Origin of the sequence: Variovorax paradoxus, assembly GCA_016806145.1 — a bacterium.
Classification (GTDB): domain Bacteria; phylum Pseudomonadota; class Gammaproteobacteria; order Burkholderiales; family Burkholderiaceae_C; genus Variovorax.
This window is the reverse complement of sequence record CP063167.1, coordinates 1,522,054-1,538,152: the sequence shown is the minus strand read 5'-3', so window position 1 is coordinate 1,538,152 and position 16,099 is coordinate 1,522,054. Positions and strand designations below refer to the sequence as shown.

The 16,099-nt window shown below is 70.3% G+C and carries 13 protein-coding genes; 3 read left to right on the top strand and 10 right to left on the bottom strand.

What is annotated here, in order from left to right; genetic code table 11:
* Positions 1-13: 13 nt before the first annotated feature.
* The 7 genes from INQ48_38245 to INQ48_38215 are packed head-to-tail and all read right to left on the bottom strand — an operon-like array spanning position 14 to position 6,992.
* The gene (locus INQ48_38245) at positions 14-1,144 is read right to left on the bottom strand and encodes an SMP-30/gluconolactonase/LRE family protein (GenBank protein QRF61239.1); all 1,131 of its coding nucleotides are present in this window, start codon (positions 1,142-1,144) and stop codon (positions 14-16) included.
* Between the two features lie 35 nt (positions 1,145-1,179).
* Positions 1,180-2,070, bottom strand: coding sequence for an alpha/beta hydrolase (locus INQ48_38240; GenBank protein ID QRF61238.1), 891 nt, complete (start codon positions 2,068-2,070; stop codon positions 1,180-1,182).
* Complete coding sequence (locus INQ48_38235) at positions 2,067-2,882, bottom strand: shikimate dehydrogenase (protein ID QRF61237.1); 816 nt, start codon at positions 2,880-2,882, stop codon at positions 2,067-2,069. Before INQ48_38235 ends, INQ48_38240 begins: the two co-directional genes overlap by 4 nt.
* Positions 2,875-3,693 (bottom strand): TIM barrel protein, encoded by an 819-nt coding sequence (locus tag INQ48_38230; GenBank protein QRF61236.1) that lies wholly within the window; start codon positions 3,691-3,693, stop codon positions 2,875-2,877. Before INQ48_38230 ends, INQ48_38235 begins: the two co-directional genes overlap by 8 nt.
* Positions 3,690-5,132: an FAD-dependent oxidoreductase gene (locus INQ48_38225; protein QRF61235.1), complete on the bottom strand. Its 1,443-nt coding sequence runs from the start codon at positions 5,130-5,132 to the stop codon at positions 3,690-3,692. Before INQ48_38225 ends, INQ48_38230 begins: the two co-directional genes overlap by 4 nt.
* A gap of 14 nt (positions 5,133-5,146) precedes the next feature.
* Complete coding sequence (locus INQ48_38220) at positions 5,147-5,974, bottom strand: alpha/beta hydrolase (GenBank protein ID QRF61234.1); 828 nt, start codon at positions 5,972-5,974, stop codon at positions 5,147-5,149.
* 10 nt (positions 5,975-5,984) lie between these two features.
* On the bottom strand, positions 5,985-6,992 hold the full coding sequence (locus INQ48_38215; protein QRF61233.1) for a tripartite tricarboxylate transporter substrate binding protein: 1,008 nt from the start codon (positions 6,990-6,992) through the stop codon (positions 5,985-5,987).
* Positions 6,993-7,114: 122 nt separating this feature from the next.
* Between INQ48_38215 and INQ48_38210 the strand changes: the two genes are divergently transcribed.
* Positions 7,115-8,002 (top strand): LysR family transcriptional regulator, encoded by an 888-nt coding sequence (locus INQ48_38210; protein ID QRF61232.1) that lies wholly within the window; start codon positions 7,115-7,117, stop codon positions 8,000-8,002.
* 986 nt (positions 8,003-8,988) lie between these two features.
* The gene (locus tag INQ48_38205; GenBank protein ID QRF63148.1) at positions 8,989-11,331 is read left to right on the top strand and encodes a GAF domain-containing protein; all 2,343 of its coding nucleotides are present in this window, start codon (positions 8,989-8,991) and stop codon (positions 11,329-11,331) included.
* Positions 11,332-11,385: 54 nt separating this feature from the next.
* Here INQ48_38205 and INQ48_38200 read toward each other — a convergent pair whose 3' ends face one another.
* The 3 genes from INQ48_38200 to INQ48_38190 all read right to left on the bottom strand — a co-directional run bounded on the left by INQ48_38200 (position 11,386) and on the right by INQ48_38190 (position 14,162).
* Positions 11,386-13,053, bottom strand: a complete 1,668-nt coding sequence (locus INQ48_38200) for a hypothetical protein (GenBank protein QRF61231.1) — start codon at positions 13,051-13,053, stop codon at positions 11,386-11,388.
* 148 nt (positions 13,054-13,201) lie between these two features.
* Positions 13,202-13,390: a nucleotidyltransferase family protein gene (locus tag INQ48_38195; protein QRF63147.1), complete on the bottom strand. Its 189-nt coding sequence runs from the start codon at positions 13,388-13,390 to the stop codon at positions 13,202-13,204.
* Between the two features lie 109 nt (positions 13,391-13,499).
* Complete coding sequence (locus INQ48_38190) at positions 13,500-14,162, bottom strand: TetR/AcrR family transcriptional regulator (GenBank protein QRF61230.1); 663 nt, start codon at positions 14,160-14,162, stop codon at positions 13,500-13,502.
* 115 nt (positions 14,163-14,277) lie between these two features.
* On the opposite strand from INQ48_38190, the gene INQ48_38185 reads away from it, so the two are divergent.
* Positions 14,278-15,990 carry a CocE/NonD family hydrolase gene (locus INQ48_38185; GenBank protein QRF61229.1) on the top strand — a complete coding sequence of 571 codons (1,713 nt, stop codon included), beginning with the start codon at positions 14,278-14,280 and terminating at the stop codon, positions 15,988-15,990.
* Positions 15,991-16,099 lie beyond the last annotated feature (109 nt).

Genomic DNA, 16,099 nt, shown 5'->3' with positions numbered 1-16,099 from the left:
GGGCTTCGCGGTCTCAGGGCGCGGGTGCCGACCCGCTCTTGCCCACGCGCAGCCGGTAGACCTTGCCCACGCCCACCGTCGCCACGTACAGCATGTTCGCCTCGGCGCCGCGTCCGAAGCCCACGTTCACCGGGCTCTCGCGATTCGGCAGCACCAGCCGCGCCACGAGTTGGCCCGCGGGCGTGAGCACGTAGAGGCCCGGCCCGCCGGGCGAGGACGGCAGCGCGAGGTAGACGTTGCCCTCGGCGTCGGTGGCCATGCCGTCGACGCAGCCGGCCTTCTCGAGGTCGAGCAGCACGCGCGGCGCACCGGGCTGGCCCGCGGCATCGAGCGCATAGGCCAGCAGGCCGCCCGAACCCGTGCGGTCGAGCGGGGCCGGGCCTTGCTCGCCGAGCGCGTTGGTGCCGGGGTCGCACAGGCCCGCGTAGAGCGTGCGCCCGTCGGGCGAGAGTTCGACGCCGTTGACCTTGGCGTTGTCGCCGAGGATGCGGACGATGGGCCACAGGCCCTTGGCGCTGCTGCCCGCGGCCGGCGGGTCGAGCCGGTAGACGGCATGGATGCGCTGCTCGATGGTCTCGGGGCCGAACAGCCGCAGGTCGGAGAAATAGATGCGGCCCGCGCGGTCGATGGCCACGTCGTTGGGCGCATTGAGCTGCCGGTTGTCGTGGAAGTAGGCGACCACGCGGTAGTCGCCGCTGCGCAGGTCGGTCACCGACACGCGACGGCCGCCGAAGTCGGCGCCCTCGGCCACCACCAGGCGGTCCTGCGCATCGATGGCCAGGCCCGCCGCCATGTTGCTGGGCTCGCGGAACACGCGCGGCCGCCCGCCCGGTGGAATCACCCAGATGCGGCCGCCCTGCACGCCCCTGGCATCGCTGCAGCCGACCGAGCGCGTGATCTCGGTGAAATAGACGCTGCCGTCCGATGCGGTGGCGATGCCCTCCATCACGCCGCAGCCGCCCGCATGCACGGTCTCGAACGCGGTCGATGGAAAGAACTCCTGCTGGCGCGCGAGCGCCGCATCCTGCAGGCCGCTCAGGCGCACGGGTGGCTGGGACTGCGCGTGCGCCACGGTGGATTGCAACAGCGCCAGCGCGATGCACAGGGGCGCCAGCAGGCGCGAACGCAAGGTCTTGTCTCTCATGGTCTTCTTCTCCTTCGTGAATCCGGGTGCGGCATTCAGGCGTGGCGCCGCAGGAACGGCAGCACCTGTGCCAGCACCTCGTCGGGCGCCTCCTCGGCCATCAGGTGGCCGCAGTCGACGGTGCCGCCCTCCACGGTATCGGCCCAGGTCTTCCAGACTTCGGCGAGGTCGGGCCGCGCGGCGTTCGACGCGCTCCACAGCACCTGCACCGGGCAGGCCAGGCGACGGCCGGCCGCGAGGTCCTCGCGGTCGTGTTGCAGGTCGATCGAGGAGGCGGCGCGGTAGTCCTCGAGCATCGCGTGGCGCACCGATTCCTTCGCGAAGGCGCGGTGGTACTCGGCCAGCGCCTCGGGCGTGACGGCATCGACCTTCTGCACCATGTTGCGCAGGGTCCAGTCGAGGTAGTAGGCGGGGTCGGCGCGCAGCATGCGCTCGGGCAGGTCGAAGGGCTGCGCGAACAGGTACCAGTGGAAGGCCTTGAGCCCGAAGGCCATGCCCGCGCGCTTCCACATCTCCTCGGTGGGAATCACGGTGAGCGAGACGAAGCAGCGCACGGCCTCGGGCGTGTCGAGCGCCAGGCGGTAGCCCACGCGCGCGCCGCGGTCGTGGGCCATGACGGCGAAACGCTCGAAGCCCAGCGCGCGCATCAGCGCGAGCTTGTCGGCGGCCAGCGTGCGCTTGCAGTGGTTGAGGTGCAACGGATCGCCGGCGGGCCCGGTGCTGTCGCCATAGCCGCGCAGGTCCGGCGCGACCACCGTGAAATGCCGTGCGAGCACGGGTGCGACGCGGTGCCAGGCCACATGCGTCTGCGGGTAGCCATGCAGAAGCAACAAGGGCGGTCCGCTGCCGCCGACTTCGACGTGGATCCGCGCATCGCCGAGTTCGATGCTGCGCGCCTCGAAACCAGGAAAGAAAGGCGTGCTCATCGCAGCACCTCGGCGAAGAAGTCGGCCATGGCCTCGAGCTGCTCGTCCATCATGTGGCGGCCATGCACGATGCGCGCGCCCATGGATTCGGCGAGCGCGAGCAGCGCGGTGGTGGGCGGCTCCATGATCACGTCGGCCACCGTCTGGCCCGCGCGGATCGCGGAGGGCGCGATCGGCAGCGGGTCGTCCGCGCGCATGCCGGCGGGCGTGGCGTTGACGAGCAGGTCGCGCGGGCTCTCGCCATCCCATGCGCCGGCGTTGCAGCCCGATGCACGCAACCGCGCGACGAGATCGGCGCGCTTCGCGTCGTCGGCATCGCGGATGTCGATGGAGGCGGCCCCCGCGGCGGCCAGCGCGAAGGCGATCGCATTGCCCGCGCCACCGGCGCCCGCGAGACCGACGCTGCGGCCCCGCACCTCGAAGTCATTGCGCACCAGGCCCGCGAGAAAGCCGGCGCCATCGAGCAGCTCGCCCTGCCAGCCCTGGCCATGGCGGCGCAGCACGTTCACGGCGCGGGCTTCACGCGCCGCGCGCATCAGTTCGATCGGCAATGACGCCACCTGCTGCTTGTGCGGCACGGTGACGACGATGCCCGCGAGGTTGCGCACCGCATGCAGGCTCTGCAGCAGCGGCGCCACGTCGTCGGCGTGCACATGCAGTGGCACCAGCACGGCGTTGAGGCCGCGCCGCTGCAGGCGCTGCGTCAGCGGCAACGGCGCCTTCACCTGCGCGATCGGGTCGCCGATGATGCCGAGCACGGCGGTGCCGCCGTCGAGCTTGAGGCCGTTCCAGTCGAGGGGGGTGTCAGGCATGGGCGTAGCCGTTTCGTTGCAGGAAGGAAGTGGTGGCGCGATGGGCGGCCGCGGCGCGCGCCTGTGGATCCATCGTGGCCATGCGGATGGCGCTGGGTGCCTCGACCGACAGCAGCGCATCGCCGGCCAGGGAGGCGAGCAGCGCGGCCAGCGGCAGCGCGCCCTCGCCCGGAAACAGCCGGTGGGCCCGGCCTTCCTCGGCAGGCGAGAGGCCCGGGTGGCGCTGCGGGGGCGCGTCGTTGATCTGCATGAAGCCGTGGTCGATGCGCTCGGCATGCATCTGCGCAGGCTCGCAGCCGGCGCGGCAGAAATGCAAGGCGTCGACCACGATGCGCGCATCGGACCCCGGCACCGCGGCCACCAACCGCTGCGCATCGGCCAGGCTGCGCGCGGCGGTGTAGACCATGAACTCGACGCCGAGCGACAGCCCATGCGGCCGCGCGCGTTCGGCCAGCGCGGCAATGCCGTCGGCGGCGCGCGCGAGGTCGGCATCGTCGACATTGACCATGAGGCAGCGCGCGCCCAATGCCTGCGCCGACTCGAGCACGCCGGCCAGTGCCGTGGCATCGAAGTCCGGCTTGATGCGCGCGATCTCGATGTCGTGCACCGCCATGCCCAGGTCGCCCAGCCGCGCCAGCGTTTCGCGCAGCATCGTGCCGCCCACGGCCATCGGGAACGGCGCCTCGCCGAGGCGCGCGGGCAGCAAGCGGATGCCGACACCCGCGAAGCCCGCCGCATGCGCGGCCTCGACCAGCCGCGGCGGCGTCGCATCGAGCATGCCGAGATGGGCCAGTGCGAGCCGGAAGCTCATGCGGTCGCCTGCGCTTCCGTTGCCACCGGCGCGGTCTGGCGCAGCGGCACACCCTGCGCCATCAACAGCGCCTGCAGCCGGCCCACATCGACCTCACGCGGCAGAACGCCCGCATCGGCGGCGAGTGCGGCCGCGGTGCCGGCCGCCTGGCCCGTGAGCCAGCATTGCGGGATCTCGCGCATGAAGCCGTGCGAGTTGGTGTCGCACGAGATGTGCTTGCCCGCGGCGAGCACGCCGTCGAGCCGCTCGGGCACCAGCGCGCCATAGGGCACCGAGATGTTCGGAAACTTCGGCGAAGGACTGGGGCTGATGCCGATCTCGTCGGCCTCGACCGCGCCCGCGTCCCAGTCCGCGCGCCGCACGCTCTTGACGCCCGCGAGCCGCCGGCCATGCCGGGTGCCGATCTGCGGCGCCATCAGCATCGGCCAGGCCTGCTCGAAGCCCGGCGCATGCGCGCGGTAGAAGGCCAGGTGCTCGGCCATGCTGCGGCGCGACTCCCATTCGACCTGCGTCATCTCGTCGACGTCGAGCGCGCTGAAGCCCGACTTGCGCGGACCGAGGAAGGTGGCGACGTCGTCGCGCCAGGAGACGATGGGCTTCTCGAAGCTGCCCAGCGTCTCGCGCCCCCGCGCCAGCAGCGCCGAATAGGCCTGCGGCTGGTGCGCGCGGAAGTCGAGCCAGCGCCGCATGTCGACGCCCGCGAACAGCCACGAGGTGTTGATGCAGTGATGGATGTCGTGCGCGTCGATGTCGGACGAGAAGGCCGCGCCCGCGGCGGCGTAGAGGTCGCCCTCGCCCGTGGTGTCGACCACCACGCGCGCGAGGATGGCGCGCCGGCCCTGCTTGCTCTCGAACACGGCGCCGGTCACGCGCCCGGCCTCGGCGATCGGCGCGACCATCCAGCCGTGCAGGATCAGGTCGACGCCGGCCTCGCGCACCATCTGGTGATACACGCCCTTGAGCATCTCGGGATCGATGGTCGGCGAATGGGTTACCACGCCGTGGAAGGCCGCGGTGCGCAGCGACCAGTGCTCGGCCTTGGCGGCGTCGCGCGAACCCCAGTCCTCGCGCGGCGGGCCCGCGACCGCGTCGCGGCCCAGGCGGTCCATGAACTCGGCCGCCAGGCCCTGGATCACGTGCCGGCCCGACCAGTCGCTCATGCGGTCGATCCAGATCACGAGGCCGCCGGTCGACAGACCGCCCAGGTGGTTGTAGCGCTCGAGCAGCACCGTGCGCGCACCGCTGCGCGCCGCCGCCACGGCCGCCGCCACGCCCGACGGACCGCCGCCGAGCACCAGCACGTCGCAGCGCTCGTGCACCGGCACCTGGCGCGCCGGCTCGGTGATGTGGCCATGCGGCTGGCGGGTGCGGCGCTCGCCCTGGCGTGCGTGCACGTCGGAGCGGAAAAAATGGCGTTCTTCGGGGGTCAGGGTTCCCATCGCGAGGCTTTCATTCAGGAGGTAGAAGCGGCTGAGGCCGCGAGATCGGTCAGCAGTTCGGTCAGCGCGGCGGGCGCGGTGACCATGGCGTCGTGCCCGGTGGCCAGCGTGCGCAGCCGCCAGCCGGCATCGGCGCGCACGCGCGCCTTGGTGGGTTCGAGCGTGGCGATCGGGTCGCCCGTGCACTCGATGTAGGTCTTGGACAGGCCGTTGCCCAGCGGCGCCTTCAGCAGCAGCGGCTGCAGGTAGGTGCCCACGGGCTGCGGCGTGAGGTGGCGCGCGACCCAGGCCGCGTCGGCCGGGTCCTTCACGCCGAAGGCCGCGGGCGGCAGCGCGGCGGCCGCGCCCACGCCGCCGCCCGTCTCGCGGATGGCCTTCAGGCGTTGCTCGACCACGGCCGGCGGGAAGTCCGAGAACAGGCTCTTGCCGGGCTCGAGCAGCAAGGCATCGAGGTAGACGAGCTGGCGCAGCCGCTGCGGCACGCGGTCGGCCACGCCCGAGATCACGATGCCCGCGTAGCTGTGGCCCACCAGCACCACGCGCTCGAGCTCCTCGAACTGCAGCAGGTTGACGACGTCTTCCACATGCGTGTCGAGGTTGACCTGCGGCGAGATCAGGTGGCGCCGCTCACCGAGGCCGGTGAGCGTGGGCGTGTACACCGCGTCGCCACGTTCGCGCAGACGTGCCGCCACGCGCGACCAGCACCAGCCGCCATGCCAGGCGCCGTGCACGAGCACGAAGGTCGAGGGTTGTGCGGTGCGCGTCGGCTGCGCGATGGCGGCGGATGCAATGCTGGCACCGGCGATGCCGGCCGCGCCCGAGAGGAGGTGTCGGCGTTTCATGCGCGGCCCCTCATTCGCCGCGCACGCCGGTGCGCTGGATCACGCCGCCCCACATCGCCGTGTCCTGGGCGATGGTGCGCGTCAGCGCCTCGGGCGCGGTGCCCAGCGCCTGCCAGCCCTGGTCGAACAGCCGCTGCCGCACCTCGGGCGCCTTGAGGATGCGCGCGATCTCTTCCGACAGCCGCTGCGCCACCGGCGCCGGCAGGCTCGCGGGGCCGAAGATCGCGTTCCACGAAGCCACGTCGAAGGACTGGCCGGCCGCCAGCGCCGACTGCAGCGACGGCAGGTCCGCGAAGGCCGGGAACGGCGCCGCGGTGCTGACGCCATAGAGCCGCAGCCGCCCGTTGCGCGCCTGCGGCACGGCGATCGACGGGATCATGAACGACAGGTCGATCTGCTGGCCCATCAGCGCGGTCGCCACCTGCGGGAAGCCCGGAAACGGCACGTGCACCGCCTGGATGCCGCTCAGCGTCTTGAGCAGCTCCATCGCCAGGTGCGAGCCCGAACCCGGCCCGACCGAGCCGTAGCTGAGCCGGTCGCCGCGCGAGCGGGCATGGGCCAGCAGGCCGCGCAGGTCGGTGGCGGGCATGTCGGTGCTGCCGGCCAGCACGAAGGGGCTGCTGCCCACCAGCGAGATCGGCCGCAGGTCGCGCGCCACGTCGTAAGGCACGGCGGGGTTGAGCAGCTTGGCGGTGGTCAGCGGGCCGTTGCCGGTCAGGCCGATGGTGTGGCCATCGGTGGCCCGGGCCACCGCGGTCACGCCGATGGTGCCGGCGGCGCCGACCTTGTTCTCGACGATCACCGCCTGGCCCAGCGCCTGCGCCAGCGGATCGGCGACGGTGCGCGCCAGCGCGTCGGGCGAGGAGCCCGGCGGAAAGCCGACGACCAGGCGCACGGGCTTCTGCGGCCAGGGCGCCGCGGCCCGCGCCGGCCGCACCCAGGCGGACACGACCGAGGCGGCGAGCGCGCCCTGCAGCAGGCGCCGCCGCGGCGGCGAGAAGAACGAGGGGTGATGCATGGATGCGGTCTCCTGTTCGGGCTCGTGGGTCCCGTGAGGCTTCATTCTTGACCCGCGATCCAGCTCGGAACTTGATGTTTGATGATCGCTTCCATCACGTTCCGTGATTGAATCGAGGCCCCATGCCCACCCCGAACACCCCCGCCCCGCGCAGCCACACGGCCGACATCGACCTGCTGCGCGTGTTCGACACGCTGGTGCGCATCGGCAGCTTCACCACCGCGGCCAAGGCGCTGTCGCGCACGCAGTCGGCGGTCAGCATGCAGATGCGCCGGCTCGAGGAGCAGCTCGGCGTGCAGCTGGTGGAGCGCGGCAGCCGCAAGCTGGTGCCCACGGCCGAGGGGCTGCAGCTGCTGCCGCTGGCGCGCCAGATGCTGCGGCTCAACGACCAGCTGTTTCGCGACGTCGATGCGCAGGAGGTCTCGGGCAGCGTGCGCCTGGGCTCGATCGAGCACTACGCCACGCGCGTGCTGCCGGCGCTGATCGCCGAGTTCTGCCGGCTGCACCCGCGCATTCACGTGGAGCTGCAGCACGGCGTGTCGTCGCTGATGCATGCGGAGCTGGGCGCGCGCTACGACCTGGTCATCGGCATCGGCCCGGTCGGTTCGGGCGAGGGGCTGCCGCTGTCGAAGTCGCGCATCGTCTGGGCCGCCGCGCCGGGCTCGTCGACGCATCTGCAGCGGCCGCTGCCGCTGGCGCTCAATCCCGAGGGCGCGATGCTGCGCGACTGGGCCACCCATGCGCTCGACCGTGCCGGCATCGCCTGGCGCATCGCCTACACCAGCACCACCGTCACCGGGCTCGAAGCGGCGGTGCGTGCCGGCATCGCGGTGGGCGTGTTCCGCGAGGCCACGATCTCCAAGCGGCTGCGCATCCTCGGGGCCAAGGAAGGCCTGCCCGCCTTGCCCGAGTCCGAGGCCTGGCTCGCCACCGCGCCGCTGCCGGGGCGCAAGGCGACCGAACTGCTCGAGGCCTTCCTGATCCATCGGCTGCGCAAGTCGCGGCGTTGAACGAGGCCCGGGCGGACAGCCCCGGTCCTTCCGCCCTGTCAGCGGCTGCCCCTCGGCACGCGCTGAACCCCTCTGACTTCCCGCTGGCACCGCGCCCCTCTATATTTGCCGGCATTTCCGCCCGGCGAGGCGATGGCGACGGCGAGGCTGCGGCTCGCCCACGAAAGGCACAGGCAATGATGGACGGTTCCGGCAACACGCAGCGAACGGACGACGAAGGAGAACGCACGCACCTGGCCTTCCTGGAAGGCGGCGGCGAACTGGGCCGCCTGGTGCGCGACTTCCCTTGGGAGCGCACCTCGCTCGGCCCGATCGCCACCTGGCCGCAGAGCCTGCGGACCGCGACCAGCCTGCTGCTGCGCTCGCCGGTGCCGATCGTGATGCTGTGGGGCGAGCTTGGCTTCATGATCTACAACGACGCCTACTCGGTGTTCGCGGGCGGACGCCATCCGCAGTTGCTGGGCTCCGAGGTGCGCCAGGGCTGGCCCGAGGTGGCCGACTTCAACGACCACGTGATGAAGGTCGGCCTGGCCGGCGGCACCCTGGCCTTCAAGGACCAGGAGCTGGTGCTGCACCGCCACGGCAAACCCGAGCCGGTGTGGATGAACCTCGACTACTCCCCGGTGCTCGACGAGAGCGGCCGCCCGGCCGGCGTGCTGGCGATCGTCATCGAGACCACCGAGCGCGTGCATGCCGAGGCCGCGCTGCGCGAGAGCGAGGCGCGCGCCAACGGCGTGCTCGAGGGCATGGCCGAGGGCTTCGTGCTGGTCGATGCCGAGTACCGCGTGCTGGCCATCAACGCCGAGGGCATGCGGCTGGAGACGCGCTCGCGCGAGGAGATCCTCGGCCGCACCCTGTGGGAGGCCTGGCCGGGCACGATCGACAGCGCCTTCGGCCGGCTCTACCGCCAGGCGATGAGCGAGCGCCGGCGCGTCGAGATCGAGCACTTCTACACCTGGCCCAGCGGGCGCAGCGCCTGGATCGAGATGCGCGCCTATCCCTCGGCCGACGGGCTCGCGATCTTCTACCGCGACATCTCGGAGCGAAAGGCCGTGGAGGAGCGCGAGCGCTTCCTGCTCAAGCTCAGCGACACGGTGCGCGACCTGGCCGACCCGGTGGCCGTGACCCGCGCCGCCGCCGAACTGCTGGGCCGCCATCTCGCAGTGGGGCGCGCGGGCTATGGCGTGGTCGACGCCACGCAGAAGCACGTGACCGTGGCGCGCGACTGGAGTGCCGGCGACCTGCCCAGCCTCGCGGGCGAGTCGCGCGTGCTCGACGGCTTCGGCCCCGAGGTGGTGGCCGAGCTCAAGGCCGGCCGCACGCTCGTCATCGCGGACTTCCGCGCCGATGCGCGCGCGGGCGGCGCATATGCCGACACCTGGGAGAGCATCGGCACGCGCGCGCTGGTCGTAGTGCCGCTGCTGCGCGCGGGCGCGCTGCGGGCCGTGTTCTATCTGCACGAAGCCGCGCCCAGGCCGTGGACGTCGCACGAGATCGAACTGGCCGAGCTGACCGCCGAGCGCACCTGGGACGCGGCCGAGCGCGCGCGCGTCGAGGCGCGGCTGCGCGACAGCCGCGACCGGCTCGCGATGGAGACGCAGACGCTGGAGATCATCAACGGCACCGGCGCGCAGATCGCCGCCGAGCTCGACCTGCAGAAGCTGGTGCAGCACGTGGTCGATGCCGGCGTGGAACTCACGGGCGCGAGCTTCGGCGCCTTCTTCTACAACGTGCTCGACGATGCCGGCGAGCGCTACATGCTCTATTCGCTCTCGGGCGCCGACCGCGCCGCCTTCGAGAACTTCGGCATGCCGCGCGCCACGCCCGTGTTCGCGCCCACCTTCCGCGGCGAGGGCGTGATCCGCTCGGACGACATCCTGCAGGACCCGCGCTATGCGCAGAACCCGCCCAACAAGGGCATGCCCAAGGGGCATCTGCCGGTGCGCAGCTACCTCGCCGTGCCCGTGGTCTCGCGCTCGGGCGAGGTCATCGGCGGGCTGTTCTTCGGCCATGTGCAGACCGGCATGTTCAGCGAGCGCTCGGAACGCGTGATGGTCGGCCTGGCCGCGCAGGCCGCGATCGCGATCGACAACGCGCGGCTGTTCGATGCCGTGCAGCATGCCAACACCCAGCTCGAGGAGCGCGTGAAGGCGCGCACCGCCGAGCTCGAACTCGCGCACGAGCGGCTGCACCAATCGCAGAAGATGGAGGCCGTGGGCCAGCTCACCGGCGGCATCGCGCACGACTTCAACAACATGCTGGCGGTGGTCATGGGCTCGCTCGAGCTGCTCAAGCGCCGCATGGGCGACAGCGACCCGCGCGCCCAGCGCTACACCGAATCGGCCATGGACGGCGCGCGCCGCGCCGCCGTGCTGACCCAGCGGCTGCTCGCCTTCTCGCGCCAGCAGCCGCTGCGGCCCGAGGCCATCGACGCCAACAAGCTGGTGGCCGGCATGTCGGACCTGCTGCGCCGCGCGCTCGGCGCCGAGGTGCAACTCGAGACCGTGCTGGCCGGCGGCCTGTGGCGCGCGCACGCCGACCCGAACCAGCTCGAGAACGTCATCCTCAACCTCGCGGTGAACGCGCGCGACGCCATGCCCGAGGGCGGCCGCCTCACCATCGAGACCCAGAACGCCCACCTCGACGGCCACTACGCCAGCACCCACCTGGGCGTGCCCTCGGGGCAGTACGTGATGATCGCCGTGACCGACACCGGCATGGGCATGAGCGAGGAGGTCATCGCCAAGGCCTTCGACCCCTTCTTCACCACCAAGGGCGTCGGCAAGGGCACCGGCCTGGGCCTGAGCCAGGTCTACGGCTTCGTCAAGCAGACCGGCGGCCACGTGAAGATCTATTCGGAGGTCGGCCACGGCACCACCGTCAAGGTCTACCTGCCGCGCTTCGCCGGCACCGGTGCGGAAGATCCCGATGCCGAGCGCGCCGACGAGGTGCCGCTCGGCGAGATGCAGGAGGTGGTGCTGGTGGTGGAGGACGAGCCGGCCGTGCGTCAGTTCAGCGTCGACGCGCTGACCGAGCTTGGCTACCGCGTGCTCGAGGCCGACGGCGCCGCCGCCGCCCTGCGCCAGCTCGAGGCCCATCCCGAGATCGCGCTGCTGTTCACCGACGTCGTCATGCCCGAGGTCAACGGCGCCAAGCTCGCCGAGGAAGTGCGGCGCCGCTGGCCCGCGGTGAAGATCCTGTTCACCACGGGCTACACGCGCAATGCGGTGGTGCACAACGGGGTGCTCGATGCGGGGGTGGAACTGATCGGGAAGCCCTATACGCTGGAGGCGCTGGCGGTGAAGGTGCGGGAGGTATTGGAAAGTTGAGGCCACGGGCGGCGTTCAGCGCGCCGCCGTGGCCACGAAGGTCGCGCGCGCGGCTCAGCCTTCTGGCGGCGTTCCGGGCAACGACGCAGCCAGCAGAAACTCCGTCACCTCCTCCGAGAACGCCTTGCGCTGCCCATCGATCAGCACGGTATCGGCACTCGCCGGATCGGGCTGCGCGGTCGGCATGCCGTGCGCGACCAGTGCCTCGGCGCAGCCGAGCCAGTCGCCGCCTTCGACAGGCTCGTTGTACGAAGCCCACGACAACGAGCCGATCGCGTTGTCGCCATAGCCATGCTTCTCGGTCCAACTCGCGCCGTGCTCGAGCAGGAAGCGCGCGATCGCGGCGTCGCCGCGGAACACGGCCTGGTTGAGGGCCGAGGCATCCCAGTCGCCGCCACGCGCGGCGATCGGCCAGCCGCAGTGCACCATGGTGCGCACCGCGTCGCCGCAGCCTTCCTGCGCCGCGAGTTCGGACAGCAGGCGCAGCTGCGATGCGGAGAGCGTGTCGATCAGGCCGGGATGCGCGGCCTGCAGCGCGCGGGCCGCCGGCTCGTCGGCGCGCGCGCAGGCCGCGATGAAGGCCTCCTGCGGCGAGCCTTGCGCGTCGACGCCGGCACCTGCCAGCAGGCGCGCGACCTCGACCAGCCCGAAGCGCAGCGCCAGCGTGCGCGCATCGATGCCTTCGCGCGTGCGCACCGACGCATCGGCCCCCGCGGCCAGCAGGGCTTCGATGTGGGCCGGCGAACGGCGGCGGCGAATCGCCCACAACAGCGGCGTGCCCCACTCGTTGGTCGGTGCGCTGCCGGCGCCCTCGTTGGCATCGCCGCCATGGGCGAGCAGCAGCTTCAGCGCTTCGACATCGTCGAGGTCGAGCACGCGGTAGAGCGCGTTGGTGCCCGTCACGCGCGCACCCGCGGCCAGCAGCAGCGCGGTGCAGGCGCGGTTCTCGAGCGAGTGGTACAGCGACTCGTTGTCGTCGGGATCGGCGCCGGCATCGAGCAGCAGCCGCGTGGTCTCGGGGTCACGCTGCTGGCCGGCCGCGCCGTACAGCGCGGTCAGCCGCTCGTCCTCGTTCGGTGTGGCCAGCGACGCAGGCGGCCAGCGGTTGCCGATGGACTGGTTGGCCTGCGCGCCGGCCTCGAGCAACAGGCGCACGCATGCGCGCATGCGCTCGCGGTAGGCCGGCAACTGCAGGAAGGCCGAGTGCGTGACGGCCACCAGCGGCGGCAGCTTCAGCGGTCCGCCCGCGCGATGCACCCACGCGGGATCGCGCGCGATCGCGGCGCGCAGCGTGGGCTCGTCGCCGATGGCGCAGGCCAGCCAGGGATCGTCGCCCAGCAGTTGCGGCGTTTCGGCGAGCAATCGCTCGGCCACCGCGGGCCGCGCGCGATTCGTGCCGCCGGCCACGTCGCCTGCATAGACCAGGCCGAGCCAATGCCGCAACGCCTTCGCGGGATCGGCCACGGCCGCCTGGCGCGCGAGCACGAAGCCCTGCAGGTCGGTCCAGGAGACGAAGCCGTATTCGCGCGCGATGCACGACTGCGCGTCGTGCAATCGAAAGGCCATGGCGGCGATGGCCGCGTCGCTCTTGGCGGCCGCGGCCGGCAGGTGCGCGCGAAACCGGGCGATGGCCGCCGCGTCGCCCTGGCGGTAGGACGACAGCAGCGTCTTGGCTTGCTTCTTGAGATGGCCCAGGTCGGGCCGAGGGGGGATGCGCTTCACAGGAACCTCCGTGCATCGACGCCGAAGACCCGCAAATTCGGCTGCACAAAGGACGGCTGGTTGCTCAGCGTGCGAAGGCAAGTGGGTTCAACCCTTCCCGCGGGCCCGGGCGCGGCTTGCAACCGCGGGCCGGATGTTAGCGCATCGCTCAGGCTTCGATGCGCAACCACGGCCAGCGCGCGCGGTACGAGGCCGCCTTGCGCTCGAACAGTTCGCGGTGCGGCGTCAGCGGATTCATCGTGAGCACGCCCTCGTACAGCAGTTCCAGCCCATGCGGCGCATGGAGCTCGCCCGGCCGCACGCCGACGCAGGTGGCGGGCACGAGGAAGCGGTCGATGCCGGCGCGCGCGCCGTGCCGAGTCGGCGACGCCGGGCTCGGTCTTGCGGGCCGATGAGCATGCGATCGTGTCGGCGCGCTCGGCACGTGCCGAATCGCCTGCTGCTGCCTAGCCGCTTCTCAGCGCACGGCAAAGATAGTCCGCCAACTGATGCTTTAGATCTTCGGTGCGCGAGGCATCCGCTTGCCCATCCGACAAGGCGGACATGCGGTTCTTCGGGCCGACATCCGTCATGGCAAGCATCACGGTGCCAGTCAGCAAGGTGTAGCGCCACAGCCAGTCAACCCTGCTGATCCGTTTGTCCGTCAGGCAGAGCGCTTCGATGAACTCCATGGCGAAGGGGTTCAGATACTGCTCGAAAACCCGGTGAGTCATCTCGCTCGGATCCAACCTGTGCTGGAGGATGAATCGTGCCAGCAAGGCGCCGTGGACCCCAGGCTCGAAATAGGGCCTGATGAAGCAGTCGACAAGATCTTCCAGCCGCAGCGCGGTCCTGTTCTCACGCGAAGCGTCCATGACCCTCGAGAGGTCGGCAAGCCTGAGCACCGTGACTCGTTGAGCAAGGCGCATGAAGATTTCTTCGGCCAGGGCCTCCTTGGACCGGAAGTAGTAGTTGACCGAAGCGACATTCACGCCCGCCTCCGTCGTGATGTCGCGCGTCGAGGTCTTGTCGACCCCCTGCCGTGCGAAAAGAAGTTCCGCGGTGACAAGGATGCGCTCGCGCACATCGCTCGCACCTTGTCCTGCTGCTGGTGTCGATCGAGACTTCATTCGCGGTATTTTAAACCGCTGTTTGAAACATCGGATTTGGGTTTGTACCAGTACCCGCGGCGCGAGGTCTTGTTAAATTAAACGCTTGTTTCATACAACTGATTGGAGTGCCCGAATGCAGATCGATTGGGATATCGAGATCGCCACCAGCGATGGGTCGGTCGTCCGTGCCGACATCTTTCGTCCGGACGGCGAAGGCCCCTTCCCGGTGTTGATGTCATGCGGTCCCTATGCCAAGGGCCTGCACTTCGGCGAAGGCTTTCCGATGCAGTGGAAGGGCCTGACATCCGACTATCCCGAGGTCTTGCGTGGAAGCACAGGCCGCTATGCCAACTGGGAGACTGTCGACCCCGAACGGTGGGTGCCCTTCGGCTATGTCTGCATCCGCGTCGATTCGCGTGGAGCCGGTCGTTCGCCCGGGTTCATCGACTGCTGGTCGCCCCGCGAGATCGATGACTTCAGCGATTGCATCGAATGGGCCGGCACGCAACCCTGGAGCAACGGGAAGGTCGGCTTGGCGGGTGTCTCGTACTACGCCAGCACCCAGTGGCAAGTGGCCGCCAGGCGCCCCCGGCATCTGGCCGCCATCTGCCCGTTCGAGGGCTACACGGACATCTACCGCGACGCGTGCCGGCACGGGGGAATACTGAACACCTTCCTGATGAACTGGTATCCGAATCAGATCGCCAACGTCCAGAACGGCCTGGGCTCGCGCGCACGCGTCAATCCGAACACCGGGGTCTCGATCGCCGGGCCCGACGAACTGAGCGACGAAGCATTGCGCGCCAACCGCAGGGACATCCCGGGCAAATTGCTGTCGGCGGAACTCCTGGACGACAGCTACTACAAGGAACGCACGCCGGACCTGGCGGCGATCGAGGTGCCGGTGCTCTCTTGCGGCAACTGGGGCGGCCACGGTGTCCACCTGCGCGGCAACATCCAGGGCTGGCTGGGTGCGGGATCCAGGCAGAAGTGGATGGAGTTCCACGGCCGTGAGCATTGGACCGAGTTCTACACGGACTACGGCGTCGCCCTTCAGAAGCAGTTCTTCGATCATTTCCTGAAGGGCGAGGACAACGGCTGGGACAAGAAGGCGCCGATCAGCATGCTGGTGCGGCACGTCGATGGCTTCGTCGAAAGGGCGGAGCAGGAGTGGCCATTGGCCCGTACGCTGTGGACACGAAGCTATCTGGACGCCAGCAAATTCCGCCTGACGAGCGAGCCCTCCGGCGTGGATGCGCAAGCGCGATTCGACGGCTTGGACGGCAAGGCAAGTTTCAGCACCGCTCCCTTCGAGCAAGAGACGGAAGTGACGGGTCCGATCGCGGCCACGCTCCATGTATCGACGACGGCAAAGGACGCCGATCTGTTCTTGACGGTCCGCGCCTACGACACGGCCGGCAAGGAGCATCTGATCGTCGCGGCTTCCGAGTTCAACGCGCCGATGGCGCAAGGCTGGTTGCGTGCCTCCCACCGCAAGCTCGATCCCGTGAAGTCGCGACCGTGGCAGCCCGTGCTCGTCCACGACGAACTCCAGTTTCTCGAACCCGGGGTGATCTATGAACTGCAGGTCGAAATCTGGCCGATGTCCTTCGTGTTCCCCAAGGGCTGGCGATTGGTCCTGACGGTTGGCAGCACCGACTTCCAGCATGACCTCCCGGGACCCTGGCCCGAAATCTACGGCAAGCCATTGCGAGGCTCTTCCGTTCTGCTGCACGACCACCCTGAAGACCGGACGCCGGAGCGCTTCGGAGGAGAGATCACGATCCACACCGGTGGCGCGCATCCATCGTTCCTGCTGCTACCTGTCGTGCCGGCCAAGCCGTAAAGGAATCCCCATGGCCATCAAACGCCGCGCGATCATCGCCCGCGCAGCCGCCGCATGCGCGGTTGCAACCCTTCGACCCTGGCAGGCTGCGTCTGCGCAGCAGGCGTGG

What these genes read in the sequence shown, in the direction of transcription:
- INQ48_38245 (QRF61239.1), bottom strand. Translation starts at nt 1,144, where the DNA reads ATGAGAGACAAGACCTTGCGTTCGCGCCTGCTGGCGCCCCTGTGCATC.
- INQ48_38240 (QRF61238.1), bottom strand. Translation starts at nt 2,070, where the DNA reads ATGAGCACGCCTTTCTTTCCTGGTTTCGAGGCGCGCAGCATCGAACTC.
- INQ48_38235 (QRF61237.1), bottom strand. Translation starts at nt 2,882, where the DNA reads ATGCCTGACACCCCCCTCGACTGGAACGGCCTCAAGCTCGACGGCGGC.
- INQ48_38230 (QRF61236.1), bottom strand. Translation starts at nt 3,693, where the DNA reads ATGAGCTTCCGGCTCGCACTGGCCCATCTCGGCATGCTCGATGCGACG.
- INQ48_38225 (QRF61235.1), bottom strand. Translation starts at nt 5,132, where the DNA reads ATGGGAACCCTGACCCCCGAAGAACGCCATTTTTTCCGCTCCGACGTG.
- INQ48_38220 (QRF61234.1), bottom strand. Translation starts at nt 5,974, where the DNA reads ATGAAACGCCGACACCTCCTCTCGGGCGCGGCCGGCATCGCCGGTGCC.
- INQ48_38215 (QRF61233.1), bottom strand. Translation starts at nt 6,992, where the DNA reads ATGCATCACCCCTCGTTCTTCTCGCCGCCGCGGCGGCGCCTGCTGCAG.
- INQ48_38210 (QRF61232.1), top strand. Translation starts at nt 7,115, where the DNA reads ATGCCCACCCCGAACACCCCCGCCCCGCGCAGCCACACGGCCGACATC.
- INQ48_38205 (QRF63148.1), top strand. Translation starts at nt 8,989, where the DNA reads ATGCGCGCCTATCCCTCGGCCGACGGGCTCGCGATCTTCTACCGCGAC.
- INQ48_38190 (QRF61230.1), bottom strand. Translation starts at nt 14,162, where the DNA reads ATGAAGTCTCGATCGACACCAGCAGCAGGACAAGGTGCGAGCGATGTG.
- INQ48_38185 (QRF61229.1), top strand. Translation starts at nt 14,278, where the DNA reads ATGCAGATCGATTGGGATATCGAGATCGCCACCAGCGATGGGTCGGTC.